Raw genomic sequence first — 25,563 nt, forward strand, 5'->3', positions numbered from 1 at the left:
ACAGCGTTTCTCGTCGCATCCGCGTCGTTTTCTTCATGCTTTGCAGTCTAGGGATCGAAAATTAGAAAGGAATTAGGCTTGACTGAGCGAAGACTTAGAGAAAGCCTTGAAAAGTAACCTCGCCGCGGGACGCTTACAATGTCGGGCACCACGCATGTGCCGTTAGAAGCGCCCGCCGCTATTCGACCTCGCTCGAACCGGCGCTTCCTCACGGTGCTCCCGCTTTTCCAAGGGGCGGCCTGCGCCGAGTGCCCGAACGCCGTTTTCGCGCGGCATGTTCGCGCCTTGCCGCACTTGAAGCTGCGCCCCGTTTATTTGTTTCGATTGAAAACCATGGCTATCAATATCAAAACCGCCGAAGACATTGCCGGTCTGCGCGTCGCGGGCCGCCTCGCTTCGGAACTTCTCGACTACCTCACCCCGTTCGTGAAGCCGGGCGTCACCACGGCAGAGCTCGACAAACTCGCCTACGACTACACCGTGAACGTGCAGAAGTGCATTCCGGCCTGCCTCGGCTACCAGCCCGAAGGCATGACGCCCTATCCGGCGACGACCTGCATTTCGATCAACCACGTCGTCTGCCACGGCATCCCGAGCGAAAAGAAGCTCAAGGCGGGCGACATCGTCAACATCGACGTCACGAGCATCAAGGACGGCTACCACGGCGACACCTCGCGCATGTTCGTGGTCGGCAAGCCCACGATCGCCGGCAAGCGCTTGGCGCAGCTCGCCTTTGAGATCATGTGGGCGGGCATCGACGTCGTGAAGCCCGGCGCGCATTTCAACGACATCGGCGTCGCCTGCCAGGCCTATGCCGACCGCAACGGCGTTTCGGTCGTTCGCGACTACGGCGGCCACGGCATCGGCAAGGGCTTCCACGAAGAGCCCCACGTCAACCACTTCCCCGTCAACCGTCCGACCGCCGTGATGGAGCCGGGCATGGTCTTCACGGTCGAGCCCATGGTGAATGCGGGGCGCTACGGCGTCACGATGCTCGGCGACGGCTGGACCGTCGTCACGCGCGACCGTTCGCTTTCCGCGCAGTGGGAGCACATGGTGCTCGTCACGGAAACGGGCTACGACATCCTGACGGTGAGTAAGGGCACGCAGGCGCCGCCTGCCTTCGTGAAGGGCTGGAAGCTGCCGACCTTCGACTGAGCGCAGTCCGAACAACGCACCCAATTGGCGCCGCCCGGCCGTCCGGGCAGGCCGCTGCCGCCCAAGCCGACGTCCGAGGTTCCTCATGCCGTTTCTGCTCCCCCAAGAAGAAGTCGCCGCCGTCAAAGCGACATTCGCCGCCGCCCGCGAGGCACTTGCCGCCGGCTGGCGAAGCGGCAAAGACGTCAACCGCTACCTCGAGAAGCACGCCGACGCGCTCGACGAAGCCGTCCGCGCGCTCGCAGCTGCCGCGGGGCTCCCTGCCCGCGGCCTCTCGATTGCGGCCGTGGGCGGCTACGGTCGGCGCGAGCTCTTTCCCTTTTCCGACATCGACCTGCTCGTGCTGCTTGAAAAGCCGATCGAGCCCTCGGGCGAAACCGCCGAGCGACTCTCGGGTTTTCTAAGCGCACTCTGGGAGCTCGGCCTTTCGGTCGGCGCCTCCGTACGAACGCGGGACGAATTTTTAGCGCAGGCGGCCAAAGACGTCTCAATTGCAACGACCTATCTGGAGAGCCGCCTCCTCTGGGGAAGCGAAACGCTCTTTGAAGCCGCACGCGAAGACTTCTATGCGGAACTCGACGCGCGCGCCTTCTTTCGCGACAAGATGTTCGAGCTCGCACGGCGCCACCAGCGCTATGAAGACACGCCCTATTCGCTCGAACCCAATCTCAAGGAGTCGCCCGGAGGACTGCGCGACATTCAGGTCTTTTTCTGGTGCGCGCGTGCGGCGGGGCTCGGGGGCAACGCCGAAGAGATGCGCCGCGCCGAACTCATCACGGCGCGCGAAGCCGAGACGATCGAGTCGTGCCTCAACTTTCTGAAAACCCTACGTATTTCACTGCATCTCATCGCGGGTCGCCACGAGGACCGGCTTCTCTTTGACGTGCAGGAGCGCCTTGCCGACGACCTCGGCTACCGCGCCACCGCAGTGATGCGCAGCTCCGAAGCGCTCATGAAGCGCTACTACCTGCACGCGAAGTCCGTCTCGCAGATGTCGATCATTCAGCTGCAGGCGATCGCCGACAAGCTCCTCGGCAGCAACGAAAAAGCGACACCCGTACGGCTCGAGTCGGCCTTTGTCGCGCGCGGCGACGAAATGGACCTCGTGGACGACGACGCGTTCCTGCGCGACCCGAATGCGCTTTTGCGCAGCTTCATCGTCTTTGCCACGCACCCCGAACTCACCCGCATGTCGACGCGGCTGCTGCGCGCGCTCTGGAGCGCTTCGCTCTCGATGAGTCCCGCCTACCGCAGCGATCCGGCGAACAAAGCCACTTTCCTCGAGATTCTGAAGTTGCCGCACGGCACCTACCACGCGCTAAAGATGATGAACACGTGGTCGATTCTCGGGCGCTTTCTGATCGCCTTCCGGCACATCGTTGGACAGATGCAGCACGACCTCTATCACATCTTCACGGTCGACCAGCACACGCTGCGCGTCGTTCGCAACATCCGACGCTTCGCGCGCAGCGAATTCGCGCACGAATACCCCTTCTGCTCGCAGGTGATGGCCGAAATTCCCGAGAACTGGCGCGTGGTCGTCGCGGGCCTCTTTCACGATATCGGCAAGGGCCTTGGCGGCCGCCACGAAGTGATCGGCGCGCAGAAAGCCGAAGACTTCTGCCGACGCTTCGGCTTTTCAAAGGCGGATACCGACTTCATCGTCTTTCTCGTGCGCGAGCACCTCACGATGAGCCGCATCGCGCAAAAGGAAGACATTTCGGACCCGAACGTCGTAGCGCGCTTTGCCAAGATCGTTGGCAGCAAGGAGCGGCTCGACGCGCTCTACCTTCTCACCGTTGCCGACATCCGCGCGACTTCGCCCAAGGTCTGGACGCAGTGGAAGGCGCAGCTTCTCGAGACGCTCTACCGGCTCGCGCTCGACGTGCTCGAGAGCGGCGGCGAGACGCAGCCGAGCGCCAAGCACGCGCTTCAAAAGCGCGTTGAAGAAGCGGTGGCACTCATGGCGGACAAGGTCGACGAAACCGACCGCAAGCGCTTCTGGGCCAATCTCGACGTCGTCTACTTCATGCGGCACAGCGCCCGGGAGATCGCTTGGCACGCCGAGGAACTCGCCGCCAACGACGCCTCGCCCGAACCCATCGTGCGCGCGAAGCCTTCGAGCGACATGGGCGGGCTGCTGCTGCTCATCTATCTGCCGGACCGCAAGGACCTCTTCCTTCGCGCGGTAGCCTTTTTCGGGCGCAGCGGACTCTCGGTCGTCGACGCGCGCATTCACACGACGAAGTCGGGCTGGGCACTCGACACGTTCCTCGTCACCGACACATACGGCCGATTCGGCGAACGCGAGAAGCTCGACAAACTCGAGCGCGACCTCGCTCTAGCACTTGTCTCCGAGAAGCCCTTGCCGCCTGCGCCGAAGGCCAAGCTCTCGCGCCGCTCGCGCCACTTCCCGACGCGCCCCGTCGTTTTGATTACGCCCGACGAATCGGGTCGAGCGCATCTCCTCAATATTGTCGGCACCGACAGACTCGGGCTGCTCTTTGCGATTTCGGCGGTGCTCGGGCGCTACGGCGTCAACCTGCAGACGGCGAAGATCGCGACGCTCGGCGAACGCGCTGAAGACGTGTTCCTCATTGACGGACCGGCGCTCCAAAACGACGAAACGCTCTTAAAGCTTGAGGCCGAGCTCCTCGAAGCGTTGGCGGCGCCCATTCGCTAAACGCCCGGGCCGCAGCGCGCCGAAAAACGCCTCAAGCGCCTACCGCCCGGAAACGCGCCTGCCCTTTTCGTACACGACGGGCTCGCCCGTCTGTACGCCGCGCTCAAAGTGCGTGATCGTGATGCGCGAGCCCTCCTCAACACGGAGCCGCCCGGTAAAGGGCGCCATATCGGGAAGCGTCACGGCTTGCCCGCCCGAAAAGATCACTTCGCCGGGCGAAGCTGCCGGCAGCCGCAGTTCGATGGCTCCACGCATGCTCCAGAGACCGGCGACGATCGCCAAGACAACGAGCGCGCCCGCGCCCCAGACGACGGCGCCCGTGTGAATCGCCGTGAGCGCACCCCCGGCCTTCATGGCGAGAAAGAGCGCCGCGACAGCAAAGACGAAGCCGAAAACGGCGCCCGCCACGGCATCGCGAAACGCGCGGCTGCCGTGCGCCTCAACGGCGCGCGAGGGATCGGCGGCGCTGTAGCGAATCTCAAGCCGATCGCCGGGCTTCAATCGCGGTTCGGTTTCGGACTTCACCGTGAGCGCCGTCTCATACGATTGTCCGGCAGCGTCTTTGTAGCCCACCACTTCGCGGTAGCGTTTCTTGAAAACGTCCATGTCGTTTTCGCGCGTGCGGTACTCCTCGACATCCACGCGCAGGACGGTCGCTTCGGCGAGCACGCCCGTCTTCGCAATGCGATTGGCTTCAATCGCCTTGGCGCCCGAATAGAGCGAGCCGCCGAGGCCGACCAAAACGAAGGCAACGGCGGCGAGAAAGAGCACCCAACTCATCAAGATGCGTCCCCCGGAAAGCTTCTTGCCCGAGCGCGGCTGCTCGGACAGAAAAGAAAATCGTGTCTTCATGCCGGCAAGCTTATCGCACCGAAACACATTTTTCGCGCGGGAAAACAATCGGACGCCAGGCCGGTTGTAGACGACGTCAACTGACGCTTGACCAAGGCGCTGCTTCTGCGTCTTCGGCTCGCCCGGAGCCGCATCACTCTTTTCCCCAAATGCCTCCCAAAAACTATCTCTTCGATAGCCCCTCGAACTATCCGACCGAGACGAAAGTTTAATTGGAGAAAACTATCAAATACCTAATAGAATTAACGAAACCTTTATGGGGGCTACGCCCTCCGACCGCAACCGCAAGGAGAAAATCCGTCATGACCCACCTGCGACCGCTTGCCGCGGCTATGACTGCCGTCGTCGGCCTATTGAGCCTCGCCTCGTTCTCGGCGAGCGCCGCCGAACCCGTCGACCCGATCGAACCGGTTGAAGTGAAGAATCCCGCGCTTGTCGAACTCGGCAAGATGCTCTTCTTTGAGCCGCGTCTCTCTCGCTCGGGCTTCATTTCCTGCAACAGCTGCCACAACCTCGCTACGGGCGGCGTCGACAACCTGAAGACCTCGATTGGCGACTACTGGGCGCAGGGGCCGATCAATTCGCCGACGGTGCTCAACTCCTACGGTCAGATCGCGCAATTCTGGAACGGCCGCGCCAAGACGCTCGCCGAACAGGCTGCCGGTCCCATCGCCAATCCGCTTGAGATGGGCTCGACCCACGAACACGCCGTCAAGGTGATCAGTTCGATTCCGGGCTACGCCGAGTACTTTAAGAAGGCCTTCGGCGACGAAAAAGTCGACATCGCCCGCATTACGGAAGCGATCGGCGAGTTCGAACGCACCCTTGTGACGCCCAATGCGCGCTTTGACAAGTGGCTCAAGGGCGACAAGAACGCCATCACCGCAGAAGAACTCAAGGGCTATGAGCTCTTCAAGTCTTCGGGCTGCATGATCTGCCACAACGGCGCGCAGCTCGGCGGCCAGTCCTTCCAGAAGATGGGCTCGATTCGCCCCTATCAGACGACCAATACGGATGAGGGCGTCAAGGCCATTTCGGGCCGCGACCAGGACCGCATGACCTTCAAGGTGCCGCTGCTACGCAATGTCGAACTTACCTATCCGTACTTCCACGACGGCGAAGCCGAAACGCTTGAAGAAGCGGTCGAAGTAATGGGCGACATCCAGCTCGGGAAGCGCTATACGAAGGAAGAAACCGCCCGCATCGTGGCGTTCTTGAAGACGCTCACGGGCGACCAGCCCAAGATCGTCTACCCCGTGCTGCCGCCCAACGGGCCGGACACCCCGAAGTTCGAACCGTGGGCACCAAAGCCCGAAGGCAAGTAATTGCCTGACGCGACCGATCGGCCGACGGCATCCGGAAGTCCTCGGCCGACTCGAGCGCGAAGAAATTGAGGCCGCGAGCGCATGTTCTTTCCGAGCATGCGCTCGTTCTTTTTACACATCGAAAACGCGCTCGAAATTCGCGGCTTTTAGCGCACTTTCGTCAGCGATTTTCGATCAAAAGCACGGATAAACCGACGAAAATCAGCTATTAGTCGACAAATTTTCAGCAACTAAGGAGTCTCTATTACGTTCGGGCGAGTCCCTTCAAAAAAGGCGAAATTTCAAGTTTTCGTGCGGAAATTCGACTCGTAGAATGTTCGAAACTTAGAGGGAACTCGACCTGCGAAGGCGTGTATTCACTTCGCGCCAGACGCCCGGCGATCCCGCGCCGGTTCACTCCCTTGCGGCACGAGTCCCCGACAACACACTGAGGAGTACTTCACATGTCCTTTAAGCGCAAGCTTCTTGCTGCCGGCTTTGTTTCGGCGCTTTTTGCCTCGACCCTCGCGAGCGCCGCTCAGACCTACGTTGTCGGCACGGGCGCTACTTATCGTCCCTTCGAATACGAATCCCCCACGAAGGAGCTGATCGGCTTTGACGTTGACCTCATGAAGGAAATCGCCAAGCACGCGGGCTTCGAAGTCGAGTTCGTCAACACCCCCTTTGACGGCATCTTCGCCGCGCTCAACAACGGCGACCGCGACATCGTGATGTCGGGCCTCACGATCACCCCGAAGCGCGCCGAAGCCGTGGACTTCTCGAAGCCCTACTTCCTCGCCCACCAGCTGATCCTCACGAACAAGAACCTCAAGATCAATAGCCTCAAGGACCTTGAAGGTAAGCTCATCTCCGTCGTGAACTCGTCGGCGGGCGACATCGCCGCGTCCGAACAGTTCGGCAAGACCTCGACGAACATCCGCCGCTTCGACAACACGCCGCTCGCGCTCGAAGAGCTGAGCAACGGCGGCGTCGACGCCATGATCGGCGACGTCGGCGTGCTGCAGTGGTACGTCAAGCAGAACCCGGACAAGGCCTTCAACCAGTGCCGCGACCCGGGCTTTGCCGAACAGTACTTCGGCATTGCCGTTGCCAAGGGCAACAAGGCGCTGCTCGAACAGATCAACAAGGGTCTCGACGAAGCGGTCAAGTCCGGCGCCTATCAGAAGGTTTACGAAAAGTGGTTCGGCGGCCAGGCCCCGAAGCTGCCCTAATCCGACGCGTTTGAACCGATAGAGAACGGCCGCCGGAGCGCAGACCCGATCTGCGGCACCCGGCGGCTTTTCGTTGCCAAGGAAAAGAGATGTTTGGCTTTCGCCCCGACGTAATCGTCGAATACTGGCCGCTCTTCGTGAACGGCGCCTTCATGACGGTCAAGATCACCGTCATCTGCGTGCTGCTCGGCATGATTCTGGGCACGATGCTCGGCATGGGCCGCTTGGCGAGCGCGCGCCACGAACCCCTCAAGAGTCTGCTCCACTACGGCGTGCGCTGGCCTGTCGCGGTGTACGTGAGCTTCTTTCGCGGCACGCCGCTCTTCGTGCAGATCTTTCTGATGCACTTTGCGGTGCTTCCGCTTTTCATTCACCCAGTCGACGGCCTCCTCGTCGACGGTGCCGTCGCGCGTGAACTGCGCGCCAACTACGGCGCCGTGCTCGCAGGCATCTGCGCGATCACGCTCAATTCGGGCGCCTACATGTGCGAAATCTTCCGCGCGGGCATCCAGTCGCTCGACAAAGGCCAGATGGAATCGGCCCGCTCGCTCGGCATGAGCTACTGGCAGGCGATGCGCCACATCATCCTGCCGCAGGCTTTCCGCCGCATGCTCCCGGCGCTCGGCAACAACGCCATCGCCATTCTGAAGGACTCCTCGCTCGTTTCCGCCATCGGTCTCGCGGAACTCGCCTACGCCGCTCGCACCGTCGCAGGCGCCTCTGCCCGCTACTGGGAGCCCTACATCACGATTTCGATCATCTACTGGGTGATGACGCTGCTCCTTGCCTGGGGCATCCGCAAGCTCGAACAGCGCCTCGGCCGTGGTGACGAAGGAGTCTCCGCATGATTACCGAAAAAGATCTCCACAACGGCGCCATCGTCGACATCGTTCACCTTCGCAAGGCTTTCGGCGAGCATGTCGTTCTGAACGACATCAACCTCGCCGTGAAGCCCGGCGAAAAAGTGGTCGTCCTCGGGCCCTCGGGTTCGGGCAAGAGCACGATGCTGCGCTGCATCAACGCGCTCGAAGTCGCCACCTCCGGTCAGATTTACGTCAACGGCACGGAAATCACCGACCCCAAGTGCAATCTCAACAAGGTGCGCGAGCACCTCGGCATGGTCTTTCAGCGCTTCAATCTCTGGCCGCACAAGACGGTCATCGAGAACCTGATGCTCGCGCAGCAGATCGTTCTCAATCGAAATGCCGGCGAAGCGAAGAAGCGCGGCCTAGAGCTCCTCAAGCGCGTGGGGCTTGCCGAAAAGGCCGACGCCTACCCGGCAAGCCTTTCGGGCGGGCAGCAGCAGCGCGTTGCGATCGCCCGCGCGCTCGCGATGGAGCCCAAGGTCATGCTCTTTGACGAACCGACTTCGGCGCTTGACCCTGAGCTCGTCGGCGAAGTGCTCGCCGTGATGACGCAGCTCGCCGAAAGCGGCATGACGATGATCGTGGTCACCCATGAAATCGGGTTCGCGAAGGAAGTGGCCGACCGCGTGGTCTTTATGGACGGCGGCGTCATTGTTGAAGAGGGGCATCCCAAGGACATCCTCGTCAATCCGAAGGAAGAGCGTACGAAGACGTTCCTGAAGCGCGTCCTCTAACTTCTCGCCGATTCGCGATGAGCGGCGTTCGAGCAGCGGCTCGGGCGCCGCTTTGTTTTTTGCGCGCACCGCTTCACGGCAAGCTTGGCGCTGCACGGAAAAAAAGCACGAACGACCGTGCATTTTCCCGCTTCTGTTATCGTTGATTGAGGCGGCAAGCCCGCCATCGCGCTGCCAGTCCGCCGGCTGCTTCTGCGCGCCTTTATTCCGTTTTCTTCTTCGTTTTCTTTTCGCTTTTTCGCGCCATGCCGCACGAACGCATCTACGTCGACGAACCGCTCCCGCTCTTTGACGCCCGCCCGTCGCTGCGTCGCGACGACCTGCGGCCGTCAAAGACAGCAGCGGACGTACGCGAATCGAGCGAATCGAGCGAATCGAGCGAATCAAGCGTACCGGGCGAACGGACCGTACGCCGCGCTCGCTTTGGCGACCGAGCGACGCCGCTCCCCGAGCGCTACGTCGAAATGCGGCGGCTTGCCTTCTCGCGCGAACTCTCGGGGCGCTCGCGCGCCGAGGTGTTTTGCCGACAGGCCGAATTCATGGCGGACTTCGAAGAGCATGACGACATCCGCGCGGATTTCTTCTGCTACTACCCGACCTTTGCCGAGATGAGCGCGCGGGAGCTGCGTGCCTACTACGCGTGGCGGACGGCTTGGCGTGAAGGGAGGCGGCGCGAAACGTCGCTCTCCTTTGCCTACGTCTACATCTACGAACTCATCAATGCGATCGGATTCGATTCGCCGGAAGCAGCCTTTTATGCGCTTGTCGATTTCACGCAAAGCTATGAGCGCTTCGCCCGCTCGATCGACACCTATGCGCACACTTGGCTCAACGACTTTGTGATCTACCACGGGCTCGATCCGAAACTCCTTCGTTCGCACACGCAAAACGAGACGACCGAGGCCGCAAAAACACTGCTCGAATTCGAGCGCCATGAACCCGCGACCGTTTTTGCCGCGTTTCGACGTCTTTCGGCCTGGCCTTTCGAAGGCCCCTTTTTTGAAGCGAATGCCAAAAAGATCGAAGCGCTCGTGCTCGCCGCGCTGAAGAAACTCGCCGCCCTCACTGCCAAAGACGGACGCAATGCGCTCGAAGCGGCCATCGGACCACGTCTTCGGCTAAGCTATCGCCCCTTTGCAGCCGCCGTTTTCTGGGACCGCCGCATCCGAGAAGACCGTGTCTACGAGGCCGATCCCATCGTGCGCTACCGGTGCGCGAACGGCGTCTGGATGCGCGAAGAGCTCGCGCCGGGGCGCGGGCGCAACGACATGCTGGGCGTCTTGGGCAAACTCGTCGAAGCGCGGCTTCGCCGAACGCTGCGCTACCGGCACCGACTGAGCGAACCGAACGCAGGCGAAATGCTGCTCGGCATCGTCAACGACGTCTTTCTCGAAGAGGCCGCCCGCGAGCGTGCACTCGCCAATCCGGTTCGCACGCTCGACTTCTCAAGGCTCGGCACCATCCGCACGGCCGCGCTCGCCACGCAGGAAAAGCTCATTGTTGAAGCGCCGCCCGCCGAAGAACCGCTGCCGTTGTCCGCTCCCGCCGAAGCCCTCGTGCCACTCGAATCGACGCCGGCGAGCGCCGCTCGTGAAAGCGAAGCAGCGAGCGCAGCGATTCCCCGGACGTCACGGGCGCCGAGCGTTGAGCCGCCCGGGTCGTTGACGAGCACTCAAGGACGGGGCTTCGAAGAGAAGCAGGCGCTCACTACCGCACCGACTCCCGAATTGCACGGAGCTCAAGAAAACAAGACGGCGCTCACGGCCCAAGAAGCGGCACTTCTGCGCACGCTCTTGGCCGGGAGCGACCCGACGGCCGCCATTGCCGATATCGGTCGATCGGTGCCGCGCATCATTGACGACATCAACGAAAAACTCTTCGACTTTGTGGGCGACGCTGTCCTCGAGAACGCGAACGGCGCCCTCTCGCTCATCTCGGATTATGCTCAAGAGATCGAAGACTATTTGAACGGTTCCAACGCATGACGGACATGAATACGGGCGCGGCTGCCGCGCCTGAAGCGCAGCCGGAAAAAGCGCCCGCGAAACCCACGCGCGTACCGAAGCGCATTGCCAAAACGATTCTGAACGCCTTGAAGGGCGGCGTCGTGCCGCGCATCGGGCTCCCGTACATCGCCGTCGGGCGCAACGCGGAAATCGACGCGCTCCTTGACGACGTTGCCGTCATTGAAGAGGGCGGCGCCTCGTTCCGCTTCATTGTCGGCAAGTACGGCAGCGGCAAAAGTTTTCTCCTTCAGACGATCCGCAGCCACGTCATGGACCGCGGCTTCGTCGTCGCCGACGCCGACCTCTCGCCCGAGCGCCGGCTGCACGGCACGAAGGGTCAGGGGCTTGCCACCTACCGCGAGCTCATGCAGAACCTCGCCACCAAAACAATGCCCGAGGGCGGTGCGCTCGCGCTTATTCTCGAGCGCTGGAGCGACGCGCTTCGCCTCGAAGTGGCCGAGAGCGGCCTTTCCCCGGCGGCGCCCGGTTTTGCCGAAGCGCTCGAGCGCCGCGTCCTCGCGCACGTGACGACGCTCGACGACGTCGTGCACGGGTTCGAGTTCGGGCGCGTCCTCTCGCGCTACGCGCTTGCGACTGCAGGCGCACTCGACGAACCCGAAGCGCAAAAGAGCCTTGTTCTCAAGTGGTTCCGCGGCGAATTCGCTACGAAGGCCGAAGCCAAGACTGCGCTCGGCGTCAATCTCGTTGCCACCGACGACAACTGGTACGACTTTCTCAAGGTCTTTGCGCTCTTTTTGAAGCGCGCGGGCTACAAAGGCCTCCTCGTTCTCATTGACGAGCTCGTCAATCTCTACAAAATCCCGAACACCGTTTCTCGCCAATACAACTACGAGAAGATTCTCACGATGTACAACGACACGCTTCAAGGAAAGGCGCGCCACATCGGCATCGTGATGAGCGGCACCCCCCAGTGCGTCGAAGATCGCCGCCGCGGGATTTTCAGCTACGAAGCGCTTCGCTCGCGTCTCGAGTCCGGCCGCTTTGTGCGCGAGGGCCGGCGCGACCTGATGTCGCCCGTCATTCACTTGGCGCCGCTCTCCGTCGAGGAGCTCCTTGTTCTCATCGAAAAGCTTGCGGCCATGCACCGCGATCTTTACGCGACAAACCGAACGATCGACGAGACGACGCTTGCCGCATTCCTCTCGGCCGAGTACGGCCGCGTCGGCGCCGAGACGCACATAACGCCGCGCGAAATCATCCGCGACTTCATCGAGTTTCTCAACATCCTTGCGCAAAATCCCGACGTCGAGCCGCAGGCGCTTATCGAAAGCGACGCTTTTCGTGCCGCGATCGGTCCGAGCAACGCCGGCAAGCCCGACGATTCGGACGACTTTGTCGAATTCACCCTCTAAAGCGCAGATTTAGAACGCCGCGGTTCACCCATGAACGTATTCGATCGCTATGCGCCCTTCATTCAGGACGTCATCTACCAAAACCGCTGGCACGCGCTGCGCGCCGTTCAGGTTGCGGCGGGCGACGTCCTCTTCAACACGGACGCGCATCTTCTGCTTTGTGCTTCAACCGCCTCCGGGAAAACCGAAGCGGCGTTCTTTCCGATTCTGACGCTTCTCGCCGAAGAGCCGCCCGATTCGGTGGGCGCGCTTTACATCGCGCCCTTGAAGGCGCTCATCAACGACCAGTTCGAGCGTCTCACAACCGTGGCCGAAGCGGGCGGCATTCCCGTCTGGGCCTGGCACGGCGACGTGTCGCACTCGCGCAAGCAAAAGCTTCTGAAGCGCCCGCGCGGCGTGCTCCAGATCACGCCCGAATCGCTCGAAGCGCTGCTCATCCGAAAGCACGGCGACCTCGTGCGGCTTTTCGGCGATCTGCGCTTCGTCGTGATCGACGAGATCCACTCGCTCATGCGCGGCGACCGCGGCGCGCAGACGCTCTGCCTGATCGAGCGGCTTTCCCGGCTCGCGGGCGTCAATCCGCGCCGCGTGGGGCTTTCGGCCACGATCGGCGACGTGCAGAAAGCGGCCGAATTTTTGGCGGGCGGCACGAACCGACCCGCACTTGCGCCCAAAGTCGCCGAGCAGCCGATCCGCTGGCGGCTTTCGATGGAGCACTTTTTCAAAGCGGGCGCTCAAGCGTCGGAAGCGCCGAATGCCAAGACCCGCTTTGCCGGACTGCCCGTGCCGGACTGTCCTCTCGAGCGGGGCGCACCCGCTCCCGACACGACGGGCGCACTCGCGCCGCTTGACGAAAAGAGCGACCGCGCGCCCGAAGACGCCGATCCGGGGCTTGCCTACATATTCGAACATACGCGCGGGCGCAAGTGCCTCGTTTTTTCGAATTCGCGCGAAGAAGCCGAAGCGGTCACGTCGTCGCTGCGCGCTTATTGCCGCAAGCGCGACGAGCCGGAGCGCTTTCTCATTCACCACGGCAACCTCTCGACCTCGATCCGCGTGTCGGCCGAAGCCGACATGCGCGACGAGTCGCTCAATCTGACGACCGTCACCACCGCCACGCTCGAGCTCGGCATCGACATCGGTCGACTCGAGCGCGCCTTCCAGATCGACGCCCCCTATACAGTCTCGGCCTTTTTGCAGCGAATGGGCCGAACGGGGCGGCGCGGCTCGCCTCCGGAGATGTGGTTCGTGATGCGGGAAGACGTGCCGGAAGCGCGCGACATGCTGCCCGCAACCATCCCGTGGCGGCTGCTGCAGGGCATCGCCGTCGTCGACCTCTATGCGGCGGACCGCTGGGTGGAGCCCGCCGACACCGAACGCCTCCCCTACAGCCTCCTCTACCACCAGACGATGTCGACGCTCCTTTCGAGCGGCGACATGTCGCCCTCAGAACTCGCGCGGCGCGTGCTGACGCTTTCGCCCTTCCGGCACGTGTCGCAGGCAGACTACAAGGTGCTTCTCAAGCACCTTCTCGCAATCGAGCACATCGAGCGCACCGAATCGGGCAGTCTCATCGTGGGACTCAAAGGCGAGCGCATCACGGGCACCTACAAGTTCTACGCCGTCTTCAAGGAGAACGAAGAGTACGCCGTCAGAAGCAGCGCCGAAGAGCTCGGCACGATCGTGCGCCCGCCCCCCGTGGGCGAAAAGGTCGCGATCGCGGGCCGCGTCTGGCACGTCGACGAGGTCGACCTCAAGCGGCGCATCGTCTACGTAACGCTCGTCGAGGGGCGCGTCCCCGCATTCTTCGGCCTTTGCCCGGGCGACATTCATACGAAGGTGCTCGAACGCATGCACGACGTCCTCACGGGCGAGAAGCGCTATCCCTACCTCATGAAGAACGCGCTCGCGCGGCTCAATGCCGCACGCGGCGCCGCCATGCGTGCGGGGCTCGCCCACCGGCCGCTCGTCAACTTGGGCGGGCGCACCTGGTGCCTGATGCCGTGGCTCGGCACGTATGCGTTCCTCGCGCTCGAACGGTTCTTGAAGATCAAATGTGCCGACCGCCTCGGCCTCGAAGGATTCGAAGCCTCCCGCCCCTATTTCCTGCAGTTCCGCATGGATGCGGGCTTTGACACGTTTTTCGAGGTGCTTGCTGAGGAGGCCGCGCGTCCCTTTGATCCGCTCGAACTTGTCTACCCGGACGAAATTCCCGTCTTTGAGAAGTACGACGAGTTCCTGCCGGCCGAACTCGTTCGCAAGGGCTTTGCCCACGGCGTGCTCGGCATCGACGAGATGAAGGCGAGAATTGCGGGCTGGTCGCAGGCTTTTTCGCGGACGCTTCCGAGTTCGTAAGTCGCACGCCGTTTACCGGCAGTCCTCCCAAGGACTCCTCCCGCGGCATGAGGCGCAGACGCACCGCTCTTAAGACGCAGACAACGGCAGGCCGCCACAATTTAAGGGTATGGCCTCCAGCAACAACATGCCTCTCGCCCGAACCGAACTGCGCGCCCCGTCACGCAGCTGCCGCAGCCAGCGCATCGCACGCTTAGCGAGCGTTGCGCTCGGGCTCGGCATGGCTGCGCTCTGCGCGCAAGCGGCTTCAGCGGCCGATGCCGCGCCTTTGCACACAAGCGGCACCCCCGTTCGCGTCGGAATCGTCTCGACCAGCGCCAACTCGGCCGAGTCGAGCTTCATTCGGGAGACGCTCGAGCGGCTGCGCTCGGGCTTCGCGCCGAGAACGCTCACGGTCGACGTTCTTGACGGCGCCGCGGCCGCGAGCGACATGAAGGCCCGCGACTCGCTCGCTCAAAGCCACGACCTTCTCATCGCGCCCTCGGAATTTCTCCTTCAGGACGAAGCGCTCGGCGGCTTCACGCGTCTTGTGACGAAAGCGCGCCGCGCGGGCGAGCGATACGCCGACACGGGCGGCACGACCGTCGTCGTGCGTGCCGATCGGCGCGATATTCGAAGTCTTGACGAGCTCTCGGGAAAGTCGATTGCCGCACCTTCGCCCGATGCGCTCTCGGGGTGGCTTTCGCTTTTAGGCGAAATCAAGGTGCGCCATCGCCACATCGACGACTTTTTCGCGCGAACCGACTTTGTCGGCGGCTCGGGCGCCGTCATCGAAGCCGTGCTCTCGGGACGCGCCGACGCCGGGGCGCTCCCCGTCTGCCTGCTCGAAGAGCTCGCGCGCACGAAGCGTCTCCCTCTCGAAGCGCTTCGCGTTGTCGAACCGCGTCCGCAGACGCCGCTTGCGTGTCTGCGTTCAACTGCGCTCTATCCAGAGACCGTTATCGCCTCGAGCGCCGCCGCAGACGAACATCTCGCCAAAGAAGCCACGCGCATTCTCCTTGAGATGCCGCCCGAAGAAGAAAACGAATGGATCGTCTCGCGCAACCACGCCGACGTCGTGCATCTCGCGCAGTCGCTCGAATTCGGTCCCTACAAGGACCTGCGCAGAAGCCGCCTCTACACGGTGCTGCGCGAACACCTCCCAGTCATCGCGGCGATCGGCCTCTTTGTGCTCCTGCTTCTTACGAACGAGTGGCGCCTGCACGCACTTTTGCGCAAGCGCAGCCGCGAACTCGAACAGACTGAGCGCGCGAAAGCACGCGCCGAGAAGGCCGGGCGCGACATGCGCGAGCGGCTCGCCGCACTTCAGACCCGCGGCATGGTTTCGCACCTCTCGAGCATGCTTGCGCATGAATTGAAGCAGCCCCTCGCCGCCATTTTCAACCGCTGCGACGTCGTGAAGCTGCGGCTTAACGACGCGCTCAACGACGACGATGAGAGCGCCGAAGCCGTCCTCGGCATTGAAGGCAGCGCCGCACGCATCGCTTCCATCGTCGAGCGCGTGCGCGGCTACGCACGCAAGGAAGAAGCGCCAAGAACACAGTGCGAACTCAATGCCGTGCTGCGCGCGACGATCGACACCTACCTGGTCGAAACGCCGAACGGCATGCCGATCGACTTCTCGTCGAACGCCGCATCGGTGCCTGTGAACGGCATCGAAATCGAACTAGAGCTGCTCTTTCTCAATCTCATTCGCAACGCGTCGAGCGCGGCCGCCATGCTCGAAAGTCCTTCCATCGTCAACCTCGACCTGATTCTCACGGATCCGGACTGCGCGGTCGTCATGATTTCAAACGACGGCCCGAAGGTCCCCGACGAGGCGTTCCGACGCATTGCCGAAGGTACCCCCGGCTTTGCCTCCGCCACGGGCGGCCTCGGCATGGGGCTCTCGATCGTGCACCTCATTGCCGACCGCCATGCCATCGAGCTGCGCTTCCGTCGCAGACGCACGGGAGGCCTTGTCGTTGAAGCGCGCGTGCCGGTTGTCGCCAATGCAAAGAAAAACGACGAACTCCCTCATCCGGACAACTAAGCAAACGCATACACCATCCGTAGGACCCGCCGCCATGCATCTCACGCCCATCATCCGCGTCGTTGACGACGACCGCGATCTGCTCCAGAGCCTTCGAGCCTGCCTCTCAACCTTCGCTTGGGAAATCGAAACCTATGAGAGCGCCGAAGCGTTTCTCGCGCAAACCGACCTCGACGCGCCGGGCTGCCTCATTCTCGACGTCGCGATGCCCGGCATGAAAGGCACGGAGCTGCAGCTTGAATTGAAGCGCCGCGGCATCGACATGCCGATCATTTTCCTCTCGGGGCACGGCACGATCGCCATGGCCGTTTCCGCCATGGCGCGCGGCGCCTCGACCTTCCTTGAGAAGCCCGTCGAGCCGCAGAAGCTCCGAGAAGCGGTGGTGCTCGCGATGTCCAAACTCATCACGATCGAACGCGAAACGAGTGTCGCGCGCGACGCCAGAGCGCGCTTTGACACGCTGACGGAGCGCGAAAAGGAAATTGCACGCTTGATTACGAAGAGCCTCCTCAACAAAACGATTGCCGATCGGCTCGGCATTTCGGTGACGACCGTGAAAACGCACCGCGCGAATGTCTTTGCGAAGCTTGGCGTCAAAAGTGCCGTGGAACTCACCAAGCTGCTCGTTCTGATAGAGGACTGAAACCGATCGAACCCGAAGAACAAGAGCCCCGCTCATCGCAACGGCAACGCGCGGGGCCCGTTCTTGTGGACTTGAAGGCCGCAGCCGGCGGTCAGCCGCCGTAGGGCTCCCACTTGCCGCGGTTAAGCTTCATGTAGTCGCGCCCCTTGTACTCGAGAACGGCCGCCTGACCGTTTTCCGAGACCATGTGCGTCGTGGGCAGATCCTGCACGAGCGCTTCGAGCGGCACGGCGCCGGCCTTCTTCGAGAAGAAGTTCGTCTCGATGACGCGGCCGATCAGAGTGCTCAGCCCCAAGTAGCTCGTATTCGTCGTCACGTGGATCTGGTTCTTCGGCAGGTCGTCCACGCCGATGAACTTCACGAGCACGGGCACCTGCGTGATGCGGCGGCTCGGAATGTCGCGCAGACGCGGCGTCTGGATGCGGTCGCCGCGCACGGCCGCACCGTGCTCGGGCACGACGACGAGAAGCACCTTGCGCTTGCCCTTTTCAAGTTCGTTGATGAACGTGTTGAGCGAGTCGAGGAACGCCTTCGCACGCGGCTCGAACGCTTCCCAGCGGCTGTGAAGCGGCAGTCGGTTGCCGTCGTGCAGCGCGATGAAGTTAAAGAGCGAGACGCTGCGCACGTCCTTGTCGCGCGTCACGACGCGGTTCCAGTGACGGAGCACCGAGAGCGTGTCGGCAATTTCCTCGTTGTTGAACGACATGTACTTCAACGGGAACTTGCGCTGCTCGAACGTCGCCGTAAGACCGGCCTGCGTGCGCATCGTGTTGAGGTAGTTGTCGTACGCGCCGCTGTGGTCGAGGAAGAGGTGCTGCTTGAAGCCGAGCGAATCGAGGCGGTTCATGATTTCGCAGTCCGGACGACGCGAATCGTAAAGCGCGTCGTGCGAGGGCTGGCCGCAGGCGCCCGTGAGAAGACGCAGCGCCGCCGGGCCCGAATAGGACGTAGCGGAATTGAACTTGTCGAACTTGATGTTGAAGCGCGAGAAGACGCGGTGGTCCTGCAGATTCGACGCTTCAAGGTCGTCGTTCGAGAGCGAGCAGATATTGAGGAGAATGATGTCAAAGGGGGTGTCCTTCGCACCAATGCCCGCAGGCAGCTGCGCAACGCGCTCCTTCTCGTAGTCGAGGAACGTCTTGTACCAGGTCTCGACCTCTTCGGGCGGCACCACCGCGTCGGTGGTGGTCCCCGTGCTCGCCTGCTTCAGAATCTCGTCGGGCGTCTTGGGCGTCGCTTCAGCCACAACAGCGGGCTGCGTGCGCACGGGCGCAGGCGCCATGAAGAAGGGCTGCACGATCAGGAAGACGAGGTAGAGCGCCGTGATCGTCGTCACGCGAACGAAGTCGCGCAAAAGGTAATAGACGAGCAGGATCACGAAGCCCCAGCCGACCATCCGGAAGTTGATGAAGTCCCAGGCGAGCTGAACGACGTAATTGACGGAAAAGCCCGTGATGCCCGACTGGTTGGCCAAAATCGACTGCGGCCCCGGCAGCCAGCTCTCCGACCAGAGCAGCGAGATGCCGAGCACGAGCGCGACGAGCGCGTGCAGTCGATGGAGCCACTTGCCCTTGACGGGAATCAGGACAAAGAGGAAGAACGCGGCGTTAAGCAGCAGATCGAGCCGCAGGTAGCCCGTATAGGCGAGCGCGAACTTCCCGATGAAGTACACGTTCCAAAGTCCGAGCCCGAAATAGGTCTTGGGCTCGGCCTTCGATGGCTGAACATTGGGGGCACTCACTTCTGAGCTCCTTCGACGGGCGCATTGCCCTCGGTTTCGGCTGCAGCAGGCGTTTCGGAAGCCTTATCGGCCTGCTGAGCGGCCCGATCATCAGCCTTCTCGGGCGCCTTTTCGGCAGGCTTTTCGGCAGGCTTTTCTGCGGCCTTCGCATCCGCCTTGGCTTCAGGCTTGGCTTGTGCCTTCGCTTCGCTCGCCGACGGCGCTTCGCCGGCCGCGGGCGCGCTCTGGGCTGCAACAGCCTTCTTCGAGATGACGACGCGGCCGTTGCGATCGAATCGGAAGAGCCCTTTGTCGAACCCGGCGCCGTAAAGCATCAGCACGTTGCGGTAGTAGTTTTCGCCGATGATGGGCTCACCGTCGATCACCGTACGGATGAGCGCGGCGGTCTTCGAGTCGCCGAGCATCTCAAGGAGGCAGGCACCGAAACCCGGGTTGCCCGGGCGGTTCACGGCACCGGTCATGATTTCCACCTTTTCGGGCGGCATGTTCATGCGTTCGGTAAGCTTGCGCATCGGATCAAACTGGCGCATCAGCACGCCGTAGGCGGGATCCTCGGGCGCCATCATCGCCGTCCACAGATAGACGCGGATCGCGTTGTAGCTGCCGATCGTGTAGTCCTCGCCTTCGGGCATCATGAATTTGCCCGCCTTGTCGATCTTGGCCCAGTCGGGCGAATAGCCCGCAGGCGCCGTGCGAACGAGCGCGCGGATCGTGCCCTCCGTCACTTCCTGCCAATAGGGATCGACCTCGGCCATGCGGCGAAGAATGAAGACCGGGTAGTAGCTCGGGTTGAGCGTCACGTGCGTCGGGTGGTCGAAGCCGCTGCCGCCCGGCAGGATCACCTTGCCGAGATTCGGAACGTCGCGCACGTCGCGCTTCAAGAGTTCCATCATGGCAAGCGCCTTCTTTTCGTATTCGGGCACATTCCAGATGCGGGCTGCCTCAAGCAAGTCGTACGCAATCCAAAGGTCGGAGTCCGTGGCGTTGTTCGTGTCGATGATGCCCCAGTTGTTGCCCGACTTCCCCCAGAGCCACGAAGGCAGGTTCTTCGTGATGTCGCCCTTGCTCAGGTTCTTTTCCGTCCAGGCGAGGAGCTTGTCGAAGGTTTCGCGGTCGTCTGCGACGAGCGCGAAGAACATCGCATAAGACTGCCCTTCGCTCGTCGTGATCGCGCGCGAATCGCTGTAGTCGATCACGCGGTAGTTCTTGTCGATATTGACCGCCTTAAAGGAGTCCCACATCGGCCAAGCGGCCGCGCGGTCCGCCATCATTAAGAGCGCCGACATCGTCCCGGCGAGCAAAAGAGGGGTAAGGTGCGATTTCATAGTGTTTCTCGGGCGCGCCGGCCGCTCGATCGAGGGGCCCGCGCGCAGCGTTAAAAAATGAACGATTCTTTGATGTGTCTCTGAGCCTCAGGCGATCAATTCGTCCCCGGCATGCCACGGCGGCGGATCCAGCGGCGCATGAAGAGGAAGATGCCGGCACCGGCAACGATCGCGGCAAGGAGCGCGCAGAAGACGAGCACGAACGGACGGTCCGCGAGCGAGAGCCACACGCGGCGGAACCACGGCATGTCGCCCACGGTGTAGGTCGAGCCCGGAGCAAACGAGCGGATGTTGTCTTCACCCACGAAAACCGTGCCGCCCGTGGCGGTCGCGAGATCGCCCGGATTCGAGAGGCGCGTGTTGAGCAGATGACCGCTCGCGCCGTCCTCGGCAAAGAACGCCACGGCCGTGCGGCCGTCATCCAAGGGCGAACGCACCGAAACGATTGCGGCAAAGCCCGTATCGAGAAGCGCTTCCTCGCTCGCGGCGTCGGCTGCGGGCTTCTTCCCGGCATCCGCAGCAGGGGCGGCAAACCACTTCGAGACATCGTCGGCGAGCGCCGCTGCCGACTCGGGACTGATGTCGAGAATGCCCTTAGGCATCGGGCCGACGATGAGAAGGTCCTTATCCTTCAACTTCGCGCTCTCGGCCTGCGTCGCCACCGTGATGTGGTAAGGCGCAACACCGGTCGTCGCCGCAATACGGCCGACAGCATTCAACATCGTCGTGAGTTCGATCGGACGGGCGCCGTCGCGCACGACCGCAGCCGTCTGACTCAAGTCGGCGTACTTCGAGAACGGGAAGGCGCCCTGCGTGAAGAGGCCGATCTCGGGAAGCTGCGCGTAGTGGAACATCCCGTCGAACTCGATCATCGACGAGGGTTCGATCTGGATCTGATGCGAGGGCATCGTCGCGGCGCGGCAGTTCTCGGGGGAACCCTCGTTGGCGACGGCCTGATAGGAAGCCTCGAAGCTCAAATCGTTAAAAGCGGCGAGACCCGCGCGCGTGCCGCCGAGCGCAACGGCAGGCCCCTCGGTCATCGGGAGCTCAACGATCGCAGAGCCGCGGCTCGCGTCGACGGAAAGGTTCTGACTGTCGGCAAGCGCCCCGTTCACAAGCGTGCGCAGCTGCGCGGCCTGACCCGAAACGGGCTTCGAGTGACGGTAGAGCAGGCTCAGCGTCGCCGTCGAAGCGCTCGTGAGGTACGTGTCGGGCGCGAGACGGAAATTGACGTGCAGCGGCGGGAGCGACTCGCCGCGCGCCGTGAGCTGCTCGGGATACTCGATCAGCTGCGAGAGCGGCACCGCAAAGTCGGTATTGACCCAGTTGGGCGAAGCGTAGGCAGGCAACGGCTCGGCGACCTTGAAGTCCTTGATGAGCGCGTGCGGGCCGATCAGAACGCGGTTGGGCGTCGCAAAAGCCTGCGCGGCAACGACGAGATCGGCGTCGGTCTTGCCGCCCACGACGAGCATCTTTTCGTAGAGGCTCCCCGGCGCATCGACGATCGTGAGTTCGGGCCCCTCAAAGGCCGGCAGCGACGCGAGGAAGGCCGGGCGCTTGTCATTCGTCGCAAAGACGACGAAGTGGCCCTTGGCGGGCGCTTCGGAGAAATAGACGGGGAAGTTCGAGCCGCGCCAGGCGGAGACGGCGGCCACACGCCCCGTGACGATCGCCGCCGCGCGCAGCGCGTCGGTCGAAGGGCTGCCCGCGAAGACGACGGGAAGCGTCGTCGGACCGTCGAACGAGACGTCGGCAAAGGGCGTCGGCAGCTGCGCGAGGTCATTGGGCAGGCGCAGATTCTGCTTTTGGAGCGTCAGTCGGCTCGAAGGCGAAATGTCGAGCCAGAGCGAACTGTTGCCTTCGTTTTCGCAGACGATCTGATAGTGGCCGACGAATTCGAGGCTCAACTGATTGCGCGTCTTCATCGACTTGGCGTTGAGCGGCACGGAGATCTGCGCGGACTTGCCGAGCATTTCCTTCGTGATCGCCTGCACGCCCTGCAGTTCGCCGTTCAGGTAGACGTTAAGCTGCGACGTGCCCGGGATGAGCGAGGGCGAAGGCGTAAAGGCGAGCTCGAGCTTCGCCTGCGAAACCACTTCGTCGGCGCGAATGCCGAAGTCGAAGTACTGCGTGGGGTTCGCCCCGGTGAGCTTCACCGCGGTCGCCAAGCCGCCCGGCACGAGTCGAATCAGGTCGAAGGACTGCGAAACCGTCGCCGTCGCGTCGGTGCGCCAGACGGGCGCGGGCGCATCGGCGGCGTTCGCCGAAAGCGTGCCGAAGGCGAGCGCAATCGCTGCGGCCGCGGCATGAAGGGATCGGATGACGCCCGCCGCAGAGCTGCGGCTGGACGCATCGGACGAACGCGTTCTCAGGTTGAAGCTTGACATCATGAGATTGAAATCGTGTTGGAGGCCGCTCCGCGCGGGATGCGGGGAAGCAGCGAAATGAGAAAACGAATCGAACGGCCGGCGCGGCCGGGGAGGAATTCGAGCAGCGACTTGTAGCCGTAAAGCGCAATGCGGATGAGGTGCAGGAACCCCGTGACAAAGCGGTCGTCGACCTTGCCTTCGGGCGGCTGCGCCCAGATGCCTTCGCGCGCAAACGTACAGCGGTTGAGCGCAATCTCTTCGGCGCGCGACTCGAGAAGCACGCGCACTTCAAGGGCCGCGTCTTCAAGGAGAATCACCTGCGTGCGGAAGCGGTGCGTTTCGCCGCGGGAGGTCATTTCGACAAAGAGCTTGTCGCCGAGCGAGAGCCCCCTGAGCACCTCGGGCGCAACCTTCATGCGCAGGTCCTCCTGCGAAAACTCAACGAGACGCGCGTCGAAAGCCTTTTCAAAAGCTTCGTCGATAGAAAGCCGCACGTCGAGCGCAAGCGGTACGCGCGGCAGGCGGTGCTTCTGCACTTCTTCAACGGCGACGGCGGCCGACGCCCCCAGAACCGTGAGGTTGTAAAGAATCCAGCCGAAGTTGATGAGAAGCGTCGAGACCTGCGGGTCGGCGGCAACGATCGTCTTATAGATACCGACGAGCAGCCCCGCGAAATTGAGCCCCATCAGGACGAGGATGGGCTTGGCGATGCCCCAGTCGACATACTTCTTGTCGATCGTCATGCCCTTGGCGGTCACGTTGAACTTGCCCTTGTGCGGGAAGATGAGCGCGACGGTCGTCGGCAGCAGGATGTACCAGGAGAGCACCGTTTCATAAACGGCGCCGAGGAACGGATAGCGGTAGCCGCGCTGCAGAATCTGGTTCGTGAGCGCCGCGTGCACCATGTGCGGAATGACGTACGCAAAAATGGCCGCCGCCGACGCATAAATCACGTAGATGTCCGCAAACATGTAGGGCAAGGGCGCGGAGAGAAACACCAGGCGCGGCAGCCCGTGCAGGAAGTGGAACATCGCGTTGAAGAAGCAGAGGCGCTGCGGCAACGTCAAGCCCTTGCCGAGGAAGGGATTGTCCAAGCGGAAAATCTGAATCATCCCGCGCGCCCAGCGGATGCGCTGCCCGACGTGCGCGGAGAGCGACTCGGTCGAGAGCCCCGATGCGACGGGCTTCGAGATAAAGGCGGACTTCCAGCCGAGACGATTGAGCTTCAAAGACGTGTGCGCGTCTTCGGTCACGGTTTCAACGGCAATGCCGCCGATCTGCATGAGCGCGGCGCGGCGCATCACGGCGCTCGAGCCGCAGAACATGACGGCATTCCACGTGTCGTTGCCCTTCTGAATGAAGTCGTGGAAGAGCGAATTCTCGATCGGCTGGCATCGGTCGAGATGCAGGTTCTTTTCAAAGGGGTCGGGCGAATAGAAGTGGTGCGGCGTCTGCACGAGCGCAATCTTCTCGTCTTTCACGAGCCAGCCAACGGTCGACGTAAGGAAGTCGCAAGACGGCACGTGGTCGCAGTCGAAAATCACAATGAATTCGCCGTTCGTGATTCCAAGCGCGTGGTTGATGTTGCCCGCCTTGGCGTGATTGTGCTCTTCACGCTTGATGTAATTGACGCCCACCGATCCCGCAAAATCCGCAAACGCGTCGCGGCTGCCGTCGTCCAAGAGATGCACGCGCAGCTTCTCGGCCGGCCAGTCGAGGTTCAAGGCGGCAAAAACCGTGGGCTTGATGACTTCGAGCGACTCGTTGTAGGTCGGAATGAAGATGTCGACGGTCGGCCAGGTATTGCGGTCCGCGGGAAGCGGATGGGGTTTGCGGTTCAGTACCCAGCAGACCTGGAAGTACCCGAGCACCGTCACAATGAAGGCGTAGATTTCAGCGGCGAGAAGCAATGCCGAGAAAAAGAATTCCGCGGGCGAACTCGGGTGCAGCGTCGACGTGCAGCGCCACCAGAGGTAGCGCGCCGAAACCGTCACCGAAATCACGAAGAGGACCATGAGCGTGACGCGCGCGCGAACGTGCGTGAAGCTCCAGGCCGAAAAGAGCATGATCGAGAGAAACGTCACCTGGCCGCTGAAGTCGAAGGGCTGGGTGATGCATAGGAGCGCGAGGCCGATGGCGAGTACGGCTGCCACCCCCACCAGAATCGACTGAAAGCGCCGGTAGACGATGTGCTCGGGGCCCTGAGGCTTGGGTTTCGCTTCACCGTCCTCATTGAGCGTTCCGATCCCGGACAAAAGGCGCGTGCCGAGCGCACCGATGCGTTCGCCGAGCGCACCCATCGTGCGCGAAAAACCGAGAATGAAGCGCGCGATCGGATTGCCTTCCTTGAAGCGCTGCCAGTCGAACGCATAAAAGACAAAAAGCAGAATCGACTGCAGAAAAACGCGCACGATGTCGGCAACGGTCGGCCTATCGAAATTGACGTGCGGATAGAGCTGCTTGCGATTTTGGCGGACATTTCGCCAATAAGGGCTCTCGAGCGGCACGAAGAGCCATGAGAGCAGGAGCGCGATGCTGTTGAGAATCAGCGCGGTCTTCCCCGTCCCCGCATCCAGCCAGTTGGCGATACTGCGCGTGAAATGTTTTCGAATCGAATAAATCGAGGATGAGAACATGTCGGGGCCGTGTCCAATGTCGTCGGAGGCAAAAGAACCTTAAATACGGGGTAAAAAAGCAGGGCTCCCGGACTCTCGATCGGGAGAGCGCATCAGCCCCTTGCACGCATTCGGTCTGCGTACGCCGTCTTTTCGCCGACTCAATTTTTCAAAATAAACGTGCATCCTAACCTATCCAGCCGAGCTCGGTTGGATGTAATCAAATGCGCCCCTCGGATTGGCCGATTCACCGACTCGCGCAAAACCCGCTCTTT

16 protein-coding genes are annotated in these 25,563 nt (G+C 62.3%); 11 read left to right on the forward strand and 5 right to left on the reverse strand.

Annotated features, from left to right (window positions below):
* The first annotated feature begins 333 nt into the window (after positions 1–333).
* Both map and H6A60_RS05100 read left to right on the forward strand, forming a co-directional pair.
* The gene (map, locus tag H6A60_RS05095) at positions 334–1,158 is read left to right on the forward strand and encodes a type I methionyl aminopeptidase (RefSeq protein WP_205102402.1); all 825 of its coding nucleotides are present in this window, start codon (positions 334–336) and stop codon (positions 1,156–1,158) included.
* Positions 1,159–1,243: 85 nt separating this feature from the next.
* A complete protein-coding gene (locus H6A60_RS05100) occupies positions 1,244–3,841 on the forward strand; it encodes a [protein-PII] uridylyltransferase (RefSeq protein ID WP_205102331.1) in 2,598 nt (865 codons plus the stop codon).
* Between the two features lie 39 nt (positions 3,842–3,880).
* On the opposite strand, the gene H6A60_RS05105 is transcribed toward H6A60_RS05100, so the two are convergent.
* Entirely contained in the window at positions 3,881–4,693 is an 813-nt protein-coding gene (locus H6A60_RS05105; protein ID WP_205102332.1) for a DUF3592 domain-containing protein, read from the reverse strand.
* A 302-nt stretch (positions 4,694–4,995) separates the two neighbouring features.
* On the opposite strand from H6A60_RS05105, the gene H6A60_RS05110 reads away from it, so the two are divergent.
* The 9 genes from H6A60_RS05110 (at position 4,996) to H6A60_RS05150 (ending at position 17,238) form a co-directional block, all read left to right on the forward strand.
* Positions 4,996–6,018: a cytochrome-c peroxidase gene (locus tag H6A60_RS05110; protein ID WP_205102333.1), complete on the forward strand. Its 1,023-nt coding sequence runs from the start codon at positions 4,996–4,998 to the stop codon at positions 6,016–6,018.
* A 443-nt stretch (positions 6,019–6,461) separates the two neighbouring features.
* Positions 6,462–7,229, forward strand: a complete 768-nt coding sequence (locus H6A60_RS05115; RefSeq protein WP_205102334.1) for a basic amino acid ABC transporter substrate-binding protein — start codon at positions 6,462–6,464, stop codon at positions 7,227–7,229.
* Positions 7,230–7,318: 89 nt separating this feature from the next.
* Positions 7,319–8,077, forward strand: coding sequence for an amino acid ABC transporter permease (locus tag H6A60_RS05120; RefSeq protein WP_205102335.1), 759 nt, complete (start codon positions 7,319–7,321; stop codon positions 8,075–8,077).
* On the forward strand, positions 8,074–8,829 hold the full coding sequence (locus H6A60_RS05125) for an amino acid ABC transporter ATP-binding protein (RefSeq protein WP_239477602.1): 756 nt from the start codon (positions 8,074–8,076) through the stop codon (positions 8,827–8,829). Before H6A60_RS05120 ends, H6A60_RS05125 begins: the two co-directional genes overlap by 4 nt.
* A 245-nt stretch (positions 8,830–9,074) precedes the next feature.
* On the forward strand, positions 9,075–10,814 hold the full coding sequence (locus H6A60_RS05130; protein ID WP_205102336.1) for a TerB N-terminal domain-containing protein: 1,740 nt from the start codon (positions 9,075–9,077) through the stop codon (positions 10,812–10,814).
* Entirely contained in the window at positions 10,811–12,208 is a 1,398-nt protein-coding gene (locus H6A60_RS05135) for an ATP-binding protein (RefSeq protein WP_205102337.1), read from the forward strand. Before H6A60_RS05130 ends, H6A60_RS05135 begins: the two co-directional genes overlap by 4 nt.
* Before the next feature lie 30 nt (positions 12,209–12,238).
* Positions 12,239–14,563, forward strand: a complete 2,325-nt coding sequence (locus H6A60_RS05140; protein ID WP_205102338.1) for a DEAD/DEAH box helicase — start codon at positions 12,239–12,241, stop codon at positions 14,561–14,563.
* 109 nt (positions 14,564–14,672) lie between these two features.
* A complete protein-coding gene (locus H6A60_RS05145) occupies positions 14,673–16,595 on the forward strand; it encodes a sensor histidine kinase (protein ID WP_205102339.1) in 1,923 nt (640 codons plus the stop codon).
* A 34-nt stretch (positions 16,596–16,629) separates the two neighbouring features.
* Positions 16,630–17,238, forward strand: coding sequence for a response regulator transcription factor (locus tag H6A60_RS05150; protein ID WP_205102340.1), 609 nt, complete (start codon positions 16,630–16,632; stop codon positions 17,236–17,238).
* A 91-nt stretch (positions 17,239–17,329) separates the two neighbouring features.
* Here the strand turns inward: H6A60_RS05150 and bcsG are convergent, their stop codons facing one another.
* The 4 genes from bcsG to bcsA form a co-directional block, all read right to left on the reverse strand.
* Positions 17,330–18,979, reverse strand: coding sequence for a cellulose biosynthesis protein BcsG (gene bcsG / locus H6A60_RS05155; RefSeq protein ID WP_205102341.1), 1,650 nt, complete (start codon positions 18,977–18,979; stop codon positions 17,330–17,332).
* Positions 18,976–20,304, reverse strand: a complete 1,329-nt coding sequence (bcsZ, locus tag H6A60_RS05160) for a cellulose synthase complex periplasmic endoglucanase BcsZ (protein WP_205102342.1) — start codon at positions 20,302–20,304, stop codon at positions 18,976–18,978. Before bcsZ ends, bcsG begins: the two co-directional genes overlap by 4 nt.
* 95 nt (positions 20,305–20,399) lie before the next feature.
* The gene (locus H6A60_RS05165; protein ID WP_205102343.1) at positions 20,400–22,694 is read right to left on the reverse strand and encodes a cellulose biosynthesis cyclic di-GMP-binding regulatory protein BcsB; all 2,295 of its coding nucleotides are present in this window, start codon (positions 22,692–22,694) and stop codon (positions 20,400–20,402) included.
* Positions 22,691–25,309: a UDP-forming cellulose synthase catalytic subunit gene (bcsA, locus tag H6A60_RS05170; protein ID WP_205102344.1), complete on the reverse strand. Its 2,619-nt coding sequence runs from the start codon at positions 25,307–25,309 to the stop codon at positions 22,691–22,693. The genes H6A60_RS05165 and bcsA overlap by 4 nt, the downstream gene beginning before the upstream one ends.
* Between the last annotated feature and the right edge of the window lie 254 nt (positions 25,310–25,563).

It is taken from the genome of Sutterella massiliensis (assembly GCF_016899755.1).
Taxonomy (GTDB): domain Bacteria; phylum Pseudomonadota; class Gammaproteobacteria; order Burkholderiales; family Burkholderiaceae_F; genus Sutterella; species Sutterella massiliensis.